The organism is Janthinobacterium sp. SUN206 (assembly GCF_030587305.1).
Taxonomy (GTDB): domain Bacteria; phylum Pseudomonadota; class Gammaproteobacteria; order Burkholderiales; family Burkholderiaceae_D; genus Janthinobacterium; species Janthinobacterium kumbetense.
This window is the reverse complement of the sequence record NZ_JAPWIB010000003.1, coordinates 657869-670908: the sequence shown is the minus strand read 5'-3', so window position 1 is coordinate 670908 and position 13040 is coordinate 657869. Positions and strand designations below refer to the sequence as shown.

Annotated in this window: 14 protein-coding genes; 3 read left to right on the top strand and 11 right to left on the bottom strand. The window is 66.3% G+C overall.

Annotated elements, in window-relative coordinates; translation table 11 throughout:
- Window positions 1–118: 118 nt before the first annotated feature.
- The 6 genes from O3300_RS20030 to O3300_RS20005 all read right to left on the bottom strand — a co-directional run bounded on the left by O3300_RS20030 (window position 119) and on the right by O3300_RS20005 (window position 5760).
- Complete coding sequence (locus tag O3300_RS20030; RefSeq protein WP_034784364.1) at window positions 119–343, bottom strand: helix-turn-helix domain-containing protein; 225 nt, start codon at window positions 341–343, stop codon at window positions 119–121.
- A 7-nt stretch (window positions 344–350) separates the two neighbouring features.
- The gene (gene epsC / locus O3300_RS20025; protein ID WP_305053899.1) at window positions 351–1337 is read right to left on the bottom strand and encodes a serine O-acetyltransferase EpsC; all 987 of its coding nucleotides are present in this window, start codon (window positions 1335–1337) and stop codon (window positions 351–353) included.
- Window positions 1338–1356: 19 nt separating this feature from the next.
- A complete protein-coding gene (locus O3300_RS20020) occupies window positions 1357–1854 on the bottom strand; it encodes a rhodanese-like domain-containing protein (protein WP_305053898.1) in 498 nt (165 codons plus the stop codon).
- A gap of 197 nt (window positions 1855–2051) precedes the next feature.
- The gene (mnmC, locus tag O3300_RS20015; RefSeq protein ID WP_305053897.1) at window positions 2052–3683 is read right to left on the bottom strand and encodes an FAD-dependent 5-carboxymethylaminomethyl-2-thiouridine(34) oxidoreductase MnmC; all 1632 of its coding nucleotides are present in this window, start codon (window positions 3681–3683) and stop codon (window positions 2052–2054) included.
- Window positions 3683–4246, bottom strand: a complete 564-nt coding sequence (locus O3300_RS20010) for a DNA-3-methyladenine glycosylase I (protein WP_305053896.1) — start codon at window positions 4244–4246, stop codon at window positions 3683–3685. The genes mnmC and O3300_RS20010 overlap by 1 nt, the downstream gene beginning before the upstream one ends.
- Before the next feature lie 38 nt (window positions 4247–4284).
- Window positions 4285–5760, bottom strand: a complete 1476-nt coding sequence (locus tag O3300_RS20005) for a PLP-dependent aminotransferase family protein (RefSeq protein ID WP_305053895.1) — start codon at window positions 5758–5760, stop codon at window positions 4285–4287.
- Between the two features lie 108 nt (window positions 5761–5868).
- Here O3300_RS20005 and O3300_RS20000 point away from each other — a divergent pair, with 108 nt between their 5' ends.
- Both O3300_RS20000 and O3300_RS19995 read left to right on the top strand, forming a co-directional pair.
- Entirely contained in the window at window positions 5869–6330 is a 462-nt protein-coding gene (locus tag O3300_RS20000; protein WP_099665649.1) for an OsmC family protein, read from the top strand.
- The gene (locus O3300_RS19995; protein WP_305053894.1) at window positions 6331–6984 is read left to right on the top strand and encodes an FMN-binding negative transcriptional regulator; all 654 of its coding nucleotides are present in this window, start codon (window positions 6331–6333) and stop codon (window positions 6982–6984) included.
- Here the strand turns inward: O3300_RS19995 and O3300_RS19990 are convergent.
- The 3 genes from O3300_RS19990 to O3300_RS19980 all read right to left on the bottom strand — a co-directional run bounded on the left by O3300_RS19990 (window position 6968) and on the right by O3300_RS19980 (window position 9177).
- Complete coding sequence (locus O3300_RS19990) at window positions 6968–7921, bottom strand: AEC family transporter (RefSeq protein ID WP_305053893.1); 954 nt, start codon at window positions 7919–7921, stop codon at window positions 6968–6970. The genes O3300_RS19995 and O3300_RS19990 overlap by 17 nt on opposite strands.
- A gap of 99 nt (window positions 7922–8020) precedes the next feature.
- Window positions 8021–8458: a CHRD domain-containing protein gene (locus O3300_RS19985; RefSeq protein ID WP_305053892.1), complete on the bottom strand. Its 438-nt coding sequence runs from the start codon at window positions 8456–8458 to the stop codon at window positions 8021–8023.
- Between the two features lie 161 nt (window positions 8459–8619).
- Complete coding sequence (locus O3300_RS19980) at window positions 8620–9177, bottom strand: helix-turn-helix domain-containing protein (RefSeq protein ID WP_034753667.1); 558 nt, start codon at window positions 9175–9177, stop codon at window positions 8620–8622.
- Between the two features lie 254 nt (window positions 9178–9431).
- On the opposite strand from O3300_RS19980, the gene O3300_RS19975 reads away from it, so the two are divergent.
- On the top strand, window positions 9432–9668 hold the full coding sequence (locus O3300_RS19975) for a hypothetical protein (RefSeq protein ID WP_289912322.1): 237 nt from the start codon (window positions 9432–9434) through the stop codon (window positions 9666–9668).
- On the opposite strand, the gene O3300_RS19970 is transcribed toward O3300_RS19975, so the two are convergent.
- Window positions 9665–10672: a spore coat U domain-containing protein gene (locus tag O3300_RS19970; RefSeq protein ID WP_305053891.1), complete on the bottom strand. Its 1008-nt coding sequence runs from the start codon at window positions 10670–10672 to the stop codon at window positions 9665–9667. The genes O3300_RS19975 and O3300_RS19970 overlap by 4 nt on opposite strands.
- Complete coding sequence (locus O3300_RS19965) at window positions 10672–13020, bottom strand: fimbria/pilus outer membrane usher protein (protein ID WP_305053890.1); 2349 nt, start codon at window positions 13018–13020, stop codon at window positions 10672–10674. The genes O3300_RS19970 and O3300_RS19965 overlap by 1 nt, the downstream gene beginning before the upstream one ends.
- Window positions 13021–13040: the final 20 nt, after the last annotated feature.

The following is a 13040-nucleotide window of genomic DNA, read 5'->3' as shown; positions in this document are numbered from 1 at the left end:
GACTACTCCTGATGAGAAAAGTGAATATGCTTATCTGAAAAACAAATAAAGTATCAAGCGTCTCCCCTGATCTCTCAACATGCTATCGCCATCAACGCGACGTTTTAATCCACCCGCTTTAATCCACCAATTCCGGCTCGCAGCGCGCCATCAGTCCCGCCAGGCCGATGCCCAGCGCGCCGGCCAGCTTTTCCACCGTCAGCAGCGACGGCGTGGCGGCGCCCCGTTCGATTTCGCCGATGAAGGAGCGGTTCAAGTCGGCCGCTTCGGCCAGGCGCTCCTGCGACCAGCCATGCCCTTCGCGCAACTGGCGCACGGCCAGTCCAAACTGTTTGATCAACATGCTGTCCTCATGGGTGGTGGGCAAAAGCGGGGTGGGATGGCGCCGGCAACTCCGGCGCCTCCTGCTGGTTATGCGCTTGCGTGACATGGCTACCAGGCGCCACGCTGCGGGTCAGCCAGACATTGCCGCCGATGACGGAGCCCTGGCCGATGGTCACCCGTCCCAGGATCGTCGCGCCCGCGTAGATGACCACGTCGTCCTGCACGATGGGGTGGCGCGCCAGTCCCTTTTTCAGCACGCCGTCGGCGCCGGCGGGAAAGCGCTTGGCGCCCAGGGTGACGGCCTGGTAGATACGTACCCGTTCGCCGATGATGGCCGTCTCGCCGATCACCACGCCCGTACCATGGTCGATGAAAAAGCTGCTGCCGATGATGGCGCCCGGGTGGATGTCGATGCCCGTCTGCGAATGGGCCACTTCGGCGATGATGCGCGCCACCAGCGGCGCGCCCAGTGCATACAAGGTGTGCGCCAGGCGGTAATGGATGATGGCCAGGATGCCCGGATAGCACAGCAGCACTTCGTCGACGCTGTGCGCGGCCGGGTCGCCATGGAAGGCGGCCGCCACGTCCGTGTCGAGCTGGGCACGGATGCGCGGCAGCGTGCGGGCGAAGCGCTGCACGATGGCCAGCGCCTGCTGTTCGATGGACACCGTCTGCTGCAAGCCGTGCTGGCGCGCGTGGTAGCTGAGTTCGCGCCGCACCTGTTCGTGCAAGCCCGTGAGGGTCGTGTCGAGCGTGTGGCCGACAAAGAAATCCTCGCTCTCCTGCTGCAGGTCGAGGGGACCCAGGCGCATGGGGAACAGGGCCGCGCACAGGGCTTTGATGATGTCGTGCAAGTGCTGGCGCGACGGGAATTCGCGCGCGCCGCACTCCTGGTTGCTGGCCAGTCCTTCGCGCCACTGCTCGCGCACGGCGCGCAATTCATCGACGATCTGGCGCAATTCCCATTGCGGCTGCGCGGCAAGGGAGGCGGGGGGGATGGCTCGCTGGTTCATGGTGATCCTGAAGGGAGATTTAATCTTGCAGCCAGGGCAGCGCATGCCAGCGCCAGCCACCGCTGTGGCCACGCTGCTGCTGCTCGTCGAGGTCGCCCTCGAAGCCTTGCGCGATATTGAAGATGTGCGTGAAACCGGCCTTGGCCGCCGCTTCGGCAGCTGCGGCCGAGCGCTTGCCGCTGCGGCACAGCAACACCACGACGGCGTCCTTGCCACCCACTTTCGCTTCCAGTTCGCGCGTGAAGCGGGGATTGCGGTTCATGGACGTGCCGGTCGCCCACGCCACGTGCAGCGAGGCGGGCACGTAGCCGACGAAGGTGCGTTCTTCATTCGTGCGCACGTCGACCAGCACGGCTTTGCCGGCCTGCACCAGCTGCCATGCATCCTGCGCACTGACGATGCCCGCATACGGCAAGCCCTGCGCCTGCGCCTGGGTACGCGCGAGATTGAGCACTTCGTCAAACGCCGCCTCGCCGTGCGCGGCGCGGGGATCGAAAATCAGTTCTGCAGCAGCCATCTTTCCACCTCTTTATTCCGTCGTCAAAAACCAGCACGAGTCCACTGTAGCGAACTTATGTTGTTCGGAAAACAAATTAAAAAGAGTTTGGAAAGCTGAAAAACGTATATGGAGATATTGCAGCGTAAAGCCGGGGTCAGACCCGCCGGGTCTGACCCCAGAACTTGTTTGGGGGGTAAATTAGAAAAAGACCAGAATCAATATGCTCTACGGCGCTCTCGTAATAAAAAGCGCGCAGGGTCCAAAGCGGCGGCCAATTGACTCTCCAGCGGCAGCGGCTCGCCCTCCAGCTGGCAAGCCAGCAGCTCGGCCGCCAGCGGCGCCCAGATCAGGCCGCGCGAGGCATAGCCGAGCAAGCCGAACAGGCCGGGCCAGCGGGGCACGTCGCGCAGGCGCTCGCAGCGGCCTGGCACGCCGGGGTCGGGCAAGGCGCCCGCCAGCGGCAAACGGTCCGGCGCCACGCAGCGAAAGCCCGTGCGCCCGGCCAGCGGCGCCTCGAACGGGGCTACGCCAAGGATGTCGGCGATCTTCGCGATATTTTCTTCCTGGCTCGATGGGCGCAACGTGGTGTCCGCGTCCGCATCGTAGCTGGCGCCCACGCACACGACACCCTGGTGTGCCGGCGTCATGTAGGCTTCGCGGCAGACGACGAACGGCAACGAAGGCAAGCGGCCTTCGGCCAGGTGCGTGACCTGCCCGCGCACGGCGTCCAGCGGCAGGCCGGCCGCCTGCTCGACATCCACGGCCCCCGTGCCCGCCGCCAGGATGACGGTGGGCGCGGCCGCGATCAGGGTACCTTGCGCATCGCGCACCAGCCATTCCTGATCGCCGCGTTCCAGGCGCAGGGCGCTGCTGGAAAAGCGCCGCGTGAGCAAGGCGCCGCAGGCGTCGAGCATGGCCGCGCAGACGGAGGACGGGCGCGCCCAGCCGCCCTGTTCGAACCACCAGGCGCCATCGGGCGCCGGCGCGCCCAGCATGGCCCCCGCCTCGGGCGCTTCCAGCCAGCGGGCGAATTCGCGCGGATACAGGCCGCTGGCGGCGATCTGCCGCTGCACCTGCGCATGCGCGTCATCGCGCGCCAGCTGCAGCACGCCGCATTGCGCGCCATCAAAGGCGCTGCCGATACCGCCCAGGTCCTGCCAGTAGCGCAGCGAGTACAGGTAGGCGGCGCGTACCAGGCGCGTGGCGATATTGTCGTCCTTCGACAGCTGCGGCATGAAGATGCCGGCCAGGTTGCCCGACGCCTCGCTGGCCGGCTGTGCATGGCGTTCGATCAAGGTCACCTTCCAGCCGCGCGCGGCCAGGCGTTCGCAGGCGGCCGCACCGGCCACGCCCGCGCCGATGACGATGGCGCGCCGCTCGGGCGCCACGGCAGCCACGTGCTCTGCGCGCCGCGCATAAAACATGGCGCGCAAACGGCTCTCGTCGAAGACAAAACCGTTCTTTTGCAGCGCCATGCGCTGCGCCTCGTCCAGGTGCACGGCCTGCAGGCGGGCGCCATCGACCATCAGGCGCGCCAGCACGGGCGTGGCTGCCGGCACCCAGGCCAGATGCACTTCGTCGACACGCGCCGACAATTGCGCCAGGCAGGCATCGGGCTCGCCGATCAGCACATCGAGCGTGACAAGGCCATCGTGCGACACCATGCGGTGCAGGCCCGGCACGCAGGGCGGCCACTGCGCGCGCCACTGCTCGGGCAAGTGGCGCGCATCGACGGGACGCGGCGCCAGCGCGATGTAATGGAGGCGGCGGCCGCCATGCGCCGCACAGGCGGCGCGCAAGCGGGCGCCGTCAAAATCCGTGTCGAGCAGGACCAGCGCGCGGCGCATCAACGCCCCGCACGACAAAAGCAGGCGGGCGCATGGTCGTCGACCATGCCGATGCCCTGCATGTAGGCGTAGATGATGGTCGAGCCGACGAACTTGAAGCCCCGCTTGAGCAAATCTTTCGACAGTTTGTCGGACAAGGCCGTCTTGGCGGGACGCTCGCCGGTCTGCCAGCTGTTGACGATGGGCTGGCCATCGACATACGCCCACAGGAAGCTGTCCAGGGTCTGCCCTTCCGCGCGCAGGCGCAAATAGGCTTGCGCATTCGTGATGGCCGCCGCCACCTTCAGGCGGTTGCGCACGATGCCCGGGTCGAGCAGCAGCTGCGCCACCTTGTCCGGGCCATACGCGGCGATCTTTTCCGCATCCCAGTTATCGAAGGCGGCGCGGTAGGTGTCGCGCTTGTTGAGGATGGTTTCCCAGCTCAGGCCAGCCTGCGCGCCTTCCAGGTTCAGCATCTCGAACAGCCGGCGCTCGTCGTGGCAGGGCACGCCCCACTCCGTATCGTGGTAATCGAGATAACGGGGATTGGCCGGATTGGCCCAGGAGCAGCGGGTAATATTCATGGTCGTGTTCTTCATGTGCAGGCAAGTGCCAGTATAGTTTATCGGCCGCGCAGGAGGCGTCCCAGTTCCAGCAAGCCGTGCGCCATCTCGGCCGGGGGAATCGCCGCAAAGCCCAGCAGCAGCCCGGGCGGCGTGGCGCACTCCGGCCCCGCCGCCGGATCGGCATAGTGGCCCAGCGGACGCAATTCGATGCCCCGCGCCAGGCCCGCGCGCGACACCGCTTCCTCGTCATGGCTGCCGCGGAAATACGCGCACAGTTCCAGGCCGCTGTCGGCCGGACCGCAGGCGAGCTGATCGTCGAGTTCGCGCGCCAGGCCACGCACCAGCAGGTCGCGCCGCTCGGCATTGCTGTCGCGCGTGCGGCGGATATGCCGGCCAAAGTGGCCCTCGGCGATGAAGTCGGCCAGCGCCATCTGCGGCACGATGGCCGTGTGGCGGTCCATCACGGCCTTGGCCTGCACCAGCGCTTCGGCCAGCGCGGGCGGCGCCACCATGTAGCCCAGGCGCAGGCCCGGGAACAGCACTTTCGACAAGGTGCCCACGTACACCACGCAACCGGCCCGGTCCAGGCTTTGCAGCGAGGCCAGCGGCGCGCCCGTGTAGCGGTATTCGCTGTCGTAATCGTCTTCCACCAGCCAGGCTTTATTTTGCGCGGCCCAGGCCAGCAAGGCCAGGCGGCGGGGCAAGCTCATGCTCACGCCCAGCGGCATCTGGTGCGAAGGCGTCACGTAGGCCAGCTTCGCCAGCGGGCAATGCGCCACGCCATACGCCACGTCGAGCCCCTGCGCATCGACGGGGACGGGAAAGACGCGCGCGCCGGCCGCGCGCAGCGGGCCGCTGGCGCCCCGGTAGCCGGGCGACTCCATCCAGGCCGCGTCGCCGGGCGCCAGCAGAATGGTCGACAGCAGGAACAGCGCCTGCTGCGAACCTGAGGTGATGACGATCTGCTGCGGCGTGCACTGGACGCCGCGCGACGCCTTCAGGTACACGCACAGCAGTTCGCGCAGCGGCAGGTAGCCGGCCGGGTCGCTGTAGCCGAAATGGTGATCGGGACGGCGCCAGCGCCGCGCTTCCAGGCGGTTCCACACGTCGAACGGAAAATGGTCGATGCGCGGCATGCCGACGCGAAAGGCGCGCAGCGGCCCCCGGTGGAACGCCACCTGGCGCATGGCCGCCACCACGCCCTGCCCGCGCGCCGACAGGGGCCGCAGCAAGCCCGGCGCCGCGGCAGGGACAGGCAGAGGAACGTCGCGGCTGACAAAGGTGCCGCGCCCCACGGCGCCATCGAGATAGCCTTCGGCCGCCAGCTGCGCATACGCATTGAGCACCGTCTGGCGCGACACGGCCAGCAGGCGGCAAAAGTCGCGCGTGGGCGGCAGCTGCATGCCGGGACTCATGCGGCCATCGAGGATGGCGGCCTTGATGGCCGCATACAGCTGGCGAAACAGCGGCTCGCTGGCGCCGCGCTGCAGCGGCAAGGCGGCGATAACCTGGTGCAGGTGGGAAACTGGCATGATGGCATTCTTGAATTGGTAGCTTCAAGATAGCACTTATTGGCTGTTTTAAATAGCCAAGACTGGCGCTAAGATGGTGCATCCCCCTTCTACTCTTGCGGAGCACCCATGCATCAGTTTTTCGCCACCGTGGCCTGGCAGCGTGACGGCCAGGATTTCGCCGGCCAGCGCTACAGCCGCGGCCATGAATGGCAGTTCGACGGCGGCCTGACGGTACCCGCTTCGTCGTCGCCCCTGTCCGTGCCGTTGCCCATGTCGGTGGCGGCCAACGTCGATCCGGAAGAAGCGCTGGTGGCCGCCACGTCGAGCTGCCACATGCTGTTCTTCCTGTCGCTGGCAGCGCAGCGCGGCTACGTCATCGACGACTACCGCGACGACGCCGTCGGCGAGCTGGGAAAAAATGCCGCCGGGCGCCAGGCCATGACGCGCATCGTGCTGCGTCCGCGCATCGTCTTCGCGGGAACGCCGCCCTCGCCCGAGGCGCTGGCCGCCCTGCACCACGACGCGCACGAGCGCTGCTACATCGCCAATTCGCTGACGGCCGACGTGGTCGTGGAAGGAGCCCACTAGATGTACACGCCCGCCACCTTCCGCGAAGAGCGCCTCGAGGTGCTGCATGGCCTGGTCCAGGCGCATCCGCTGGGCGCGCTGGTGCGCCATGGCGACTATGGCCTGTGCGCCGACCACCTGCCGTTCGAGATCGCCGCGCCCACGCCCGAGGCACCATTCGGCATCCTGCGCGCCCACGTGGCGCGCGCCAACCCGCTGTGGCGCGTGGCCGGCGGGAGCGATGACTGCATGGTGATCTTCCAGGGGCCGCACGCCTACATCACGCCCGCCTGGTATGCGGAAAAGCAGCGCAGCGGCAAGGAAGTCCCCACCTTCAACTACGCGGTCGTGCACGCGCACGGCCCCCTGCGCGCCATCGACGACGCGGCGTGGCTGCTGGGATTGCTGGAGCGCCTGACGGCGCGCCATGAGGCAGATCAAGCCGCGCCTTGGAAAGTGGGCGATGCGCCGGCCAGCTACATCGAGAAACTCTTGAAAGCCATCGTCGGCATCGAGATTCCCCTCACGCGCATCACGGGAAAATGGAAGCTGGGGCAGAACCGCAGCATGCAGGACCAGGCCAGCATGGCGCATGGCCTGGCGCTGGACACGCAAGCCGGCGCGGCGCAGGCCCTGGGCGCGCTGATCGCCGCCAACGTCAAGTCAGCCAGCTGACAGCCGCCGAAAACGTCAAAAACGACAGCGCCGTCGACACCAGAATGATGCGGGCGATGCGCGCCGTGTTCGCCCCGAAGCGTTCCGACAGCAGCGCGACATTGCTGGCGCTGGGCAGGCAAGCCACCAGCACCATGCAGGTCAGCGCAAACGGATCGAGCGGCGCGCCCAGCGCGATGGCCGCGTGGCCGATGCCCCACACCAGCAGCGGATGCAGCAGCAGTTTTTTCAGCGCCACGGGCACATACTCTCCCAGTGGCGCCGGGTCGCTCGTGCTCATTTGCGAACGGGCCAGCACGGCGCCGATGGTAAACAGGGCCACCGGCGAGGCGGCGTCGGCCAGCAGGCCCACCGTCTGCATCAAAGGCTTGGGCAAGGCCAGTTCCAGCCACGACGACAGGGCACCGAGCACAATCGCCCACGGCATCGGGTTGCCCACCATGCCCTTCAAGGCATTCGTGACGGCCGCGCGGCTGCCGTGCGCGCCGCCGCTGCCGATGCGCGACAGGGCGATGCACAGCGAGCTGGTAATGAGCATGTCGACGACGATGGTGACGATGACGGGACCCGAGGAGCGGGGACCGAGCAAGGTCAATAGCAGGGGCACGCCCATGAAGCCCGTATTCGGGAAAGCCGCCACCAGCGCACCGAAGGCGGCGTTGTTCCAGTCGATGCGGTGGCTCAGGGTCATGGCCGTGGTGACGCCCACCATGATCAGGGCGCACAGCAGGTAGACGCCGAACACGCTCGCGTCGAGCAGCTGCGCGATGGGCGTGGCGGCGCCGAAGCGGTACAGCATGCAGGGCAGCGCAAAGTACAGGACAAAACTGTTCAAGCCGCCGATGGCGGCCAGCGGCAGCAGCTTGCGCCGCACGGCCAGGTAGCCGCACAGCACCAGGGCGAAGAAGGGAAAGGTGATGGCGAGGATGGTCAGCATGGAGCGCCATTGTAGCGCGCTGCACCGGCCGGCCGCCTGGCGCAAAAAAAGGCCGCTCGCGCGGCCCAAGGAGGTTTTCGGAAAAACGCAGGCGGCCGGCTAGGGTTTGAGCTGGGCGCGGATCTCGCCGGCCGGGTAGGCGGCGCTATGCACGTTCACATACAGGTTGCCCGCCTGGTAACTCGCATACTGGGGCGGCGTGAGCATGGTGCCGGCCGGCACGGCAAACATGCCTTCGGCGGTTTTCACCAGCGGCACGATGACGGGGCCATTCGCGCCGGCGGGCGCTTCATGGATGTGCGCGACGGTGGCCACCATGCCCGTGTAGCGCACGCCGCCGCTGACGCTGCGGTCGTGGGCGACGCGGATATTGCTGCTGCCGCTGGCCGTGCTGGTATTGGCCGGCACTTCCTGCGCGCCCGTCAAGGTGACGTCAAGGCCGCCCGGGTGATGCGGGCCGTGGGAACAGGCGCCCAGCAGGGCGGCCAGCGCCAGCACGCTGGCGGCGCGGCGTACGTGTTGTTGCAGTGTGCTCATCGCAATACTCCCTCAACGGACATCGGATCACGGATGGCGCCCTGCCCGTACAGCCGAGCCGGGCGTACGCCGCACTTGAGTTGCATAGTGCGACAGTAACGCCATGCCGCCGTGTCCGCTTTGCTGTACGCCAAACTTGCTGCTCGCCTGCCTGCGCGCGTTCAGGCCAGGTGGCCTTCCGCCACCCATCCGCGGTTGGCGGCCGGCGCCTTCGGCTTGGGCGCGATGCCGCTGCTTTTTTCCGCATCGAGGATGATGCTGCGCATGCTGTCGCTGGCGGCAGGCCCTGGCGCGAACGCGTAGTACTCGTCGTTGATGGGCAAGCCCGTCGTGGCGTCGACCAGCACCGGGTCGGCGGCCAGGCCCGTGTCGCGGCTGGCGATGACGAGGCTGGCGCCTTCAGGCGCGAAGTTTTCATTACCCCAGGCAATAAACGCCAGCAAGACAGGCTTGAAGGCGCGCCCGGACTTGGTCAGCACATAGTCGTAGCGGGGCGGCTTGGCGCAATACAGGCGGCGCGTCATCAAGCCCCCTTCCACCAGGTCGGCCAGGCGGCGCGTCAGGATGGTGGGCGCAATCTTGAGGCTTTTTTCAAATTCGTCGAAACGCGTCTTGCCGTAAAACGCTTCGCGCAGGATGAGGATGCTCCACCATTCGCCCACCTTGCCCAGGCTGCGTGCGATCGGGCAAGGCAAATTATTAAAGTTGGTATGTTTCATGACCATCTCCTCACGTTGATTCAACACAACAATCGAAAAAGTATTTCAGTTGCAATACGGAAACTTAGTTACTATCATCTTGAAAGCTACGCTCACCCCATGATGGCGGCCTGAAAATACGCACAAACTCACACTTTTCTTGTTCCAGTACAATCATGGCTCGTTCTGTCCCCCTCAACCCGGTACGAAAAACGGTGTCAGCCTTGCCATGCGGCATCGCTGACCACGCCCGTTTTTCGCCAGATGCATCCAAGATGACTCCTTTGAAGCTTGCCGTACTGCCAGCCCTGTTTGCCCTTGCCGTTTGCCAGACCACCACCGCCGGTACCGTCTCTTCCGCATCGTTCCAGGCCACCTTCGTCGTCCACGATGCGTGCACCATCGTCTCGCAGCGCGGCAGCGCCCAGGTGCGCTGCCAGCACAACACGCCCTATTTTCTGCACCAGCAGGCAACGCCATCGGGCGCCGACCTCGTCACCGTCACGTTCTAGAAATAAATCGTTGCCGTCACCGTGTCCTTGTAATCGCCAGGGCGCGGCGACACCTGCGCCGGCACGCGGCCGTAGATCGTCAGCGGCACGCTGGCGCCCGTTCCCGTCCCCGTCAACATGCTCGTGCCTGCCGTGCCATCGCCCCATGGCGCACCATCGAGGGTGGCGGACAGCAAATAGCTGACCTTGTCCGTCGTCACCGTGTTCTTCATTTGCCGGTTGGCCACATTGGCCGCCACGCTGCCGCCGTTCAGGGCAATCTGGTAAGCATTGTTATTGACGCAGCGCACCGACAAGGTGCTGGTGCTGCGCAGGTTACCCGTCAGGATGGAGGCGTTCGCAAACGCCATCGGCGTGGCCGTGATGGTGCAATCGTTGACGGCCGTGGCATTCACCGTGAAACCGAAGCTGCCGCTGCTGGCCGTGCAACCCTGCAAGTTGACGAGGCCATACGTGGTGTAGGTGTAGGTGCCGACGCCGGCAAAGCTCGACGTATAGACGGTATTGGCGTTGGCGACCGTGGGCACGGCGGCCAGGGCGGTGCCGGCAGGAATCTTCGCGTACACGGTAAAGGTGGTGGAATACGTGCCGGGCGGGGCCAGCAAGCCGGCCGACAGGATCATGCCGAAAGTCGACGGCGCGCCCGCCACGCCGGCGCCGCCCCAGATCTTCGCCGTCGCATACGAATTGTCCACGTACACGTTGTACTCCATGCGGTTGCTGCCATTGCCCAGCTTGCGCGGCAGGGCCGACGTGGAATTCGTGCCCAGCCCCAGCGAAATGCACACTTGCGCATTGGGCGTGAGCAATTGCCCCAGGTTCAGCGACGAAAACAGGCAGCTGAAGGTCCCCGTGGCCTGCGCCACGTGATCGGTGCCGGAAATCGGGCTGACGGTGCCGAAATCGATATTCGTCACGCTGACCGTGCAGGTGTCGGCCGCCTGCGCCACGCCGCCCCAGGCGCAGCCCAGCAGCAGGGTCAGCCATAGCAACAGGCGGCGCATCAGCGGCCTGCCCCGGCGCTGGCAGCGGCGCAGCGCAACGGCCCGATCACGGGCAAGCCGCCCGCGGCCGGACGTACATAGGCAAAACGCAGCGTGCATGCGCTGTCGCCCTCGCCGACTTGCAACTCGTTTTGTTCGAGCAGGTCGTCGACGAAAACGATGCCGTCGAATCCCACCACCGTCTGCTTGCCGCTTTGCACGTGCAACACGGGCAAGCCCGTGGCCAGCGCCTTGCCCTGCGCATCCTGGACGATGACGGTGGCCGCGCTGTAACGCTCGATGGGAAAGGCCGCCAGCACGCCCGCCAGGTATTGCGGCACGACATTGATATTGCTCACGGGCACCCGCGCATCAACATCAAGCTCATCCGTGGCGATGCTGATCTGGTTATTGCCATAGGGATTCAAATTCGGCACCAGCAGATAACCGCCCCTGCCCGTCACGCCGATCTGGCGGTTTTCATGCAGCACAGGAATATTACCCACGCCGCCCGTGGAGACCAGCGCAAAACCGTTGCCCACCTGGCGCGCCGCCTCGACATGGCCATCCATCAGCACCAGCGCGCCGGCCGCGCCCAGCGAAGAGGCACTGCCCATACTGCTGCTTTGCGTGCGCGCGCTCACGCGGCCGTCGTTGCCCAGGTATTCCACTTGCGCCTGCCGGTAGGCATTGCTGCCCGCCGTGCCAGCCTGCACGCTCCAGCCGAAGCCGCCGCCAAAGTCCGCCGCGCGCTGCGCGCTGACGCTGCGGCCGCTCTCGCCGTTTTGCCGGCTGCTGTTCACGCTGAGGGCCAGATTGTTGTCGAAGGCCATGCTCAAGCCAAAGTAAAAGCCCCGCTTCTCGCGTTGCCGCAAGTCCTGGAACAGGCTGGCGTTGAAGAACAGGCCATGAAACAGGGTGGCCGAATAGCCCACGGTAGCCAGTTTCGATGGCGGCGCGCCAGGCGTGCGGTAGCTGATATAGCTGCTGCTGATACTGCTTCCTGCAGGCAATGGCAGGCTGACGGTGAGGCGGTCGGCCGCGCGCACCACGGGGCTGCCGTCGCGCGAGGCCAGGTCGCCAAAGCCGACGCTGGCGCGCACGCTTTGCACATCGACACTGAAACGCGGCCCCATGTATTGATAGCCGGCGCCCAGCTGCGCACCACGGCTGCGGCCGGCGCTGGCCGACAGCGAACCGCTCAGCACGCCCGCCTGGCCCAGCCGCACCAGCGCGCCCGCCCCCGCCTGATACAGGCCGGCGGCCAGTTCCGCATGGCCTTCGAGGGTGAAGCTGTCGCTGACGCCGTGGCGGCCGGAAGCGCTGGCAACCAGTTGCCGTTCATAGCCGAACAGGCGGCGGCCATAGCCGCGCCGCACGGCGCCCGCCTCGACCGAGTAATCGCTCAAGCCGCTGGCCAGCATGCGCGTATCGACATACAGGGGCAGCACGGTCGTCACGCTGCGCCCCAGCGCATCGCGGGTGATAATGGTGGCTTGCCCTGCGCCATTGATGCCGGCCACCTGGTTCAGCACGAATGGCCCGCTGGGCACGCTGGCAGCATATTGCTGCACGCCATTGACATACAGGCTCAGCGACGAAGGCACGAGCGCCGTGCCATCGACGGAAGCGACGGGAAAGGTCAGCAAGTCGGGGCGCAGCTGAAAATTCTTGCGCCACTGCACGCCGCCGACGCGCACGGCGCGGCTCCAGCTCAGCGACGAAGAAATCAGGTCGCCCACTTGCCACGTTTGCAAGGTGTCGGGGTCGGCGTGGCTCCAGAAGGTGTCAAAGCGCATGTACTTGCGCTGGTCCGCCCCCAGGTTCACGGTGCCGGTATTGCTGAAGACCCCGCTGTCATTGAAGTAGCGCAAGTCGTTGAAGATGGCGGCGCGGCGCGTCCGGCCCAGTTCCGCATAGGCTTCGTAATTGAGGACGGCACCGGGCGTGACCGTCGATGGCGGCGTCTGCGCCGCCGTGCGCGCGCTGATGCGGTAAGGCGAGCGCAAATCGTCCGCCACCCGCAGCGACACGCTCTGGCGCGCCGCATCATATTCATAGCTGAGTCCGGGAATCGCGTCGAGCGCCACCTCGGTCTGACCGGGTGCGACCAGGCGCGCGGGGTCCAGCCCCAGCTGCTGCAAGTTCGCCACACTGCTGCGCAAGCCTTTGCCCACCTGGGTAAAGCGCAAGATCAGCCCGGTTGATTCAGCATTCACAGTGACCTCCAGATACAGTTCATTCGGCGCCGCCGGATCGCTGGGCAAGCTGGCGGGACCCGGATCGGCGCCCGTCAGGCCCGCCGCGCCATCGGCCCTGGCCAGCGGCGCCATGACCAGCAACAGCCACGCTGCCAGTGCGCGTTTCATGGTGTGGCCGCTTGCGCCCG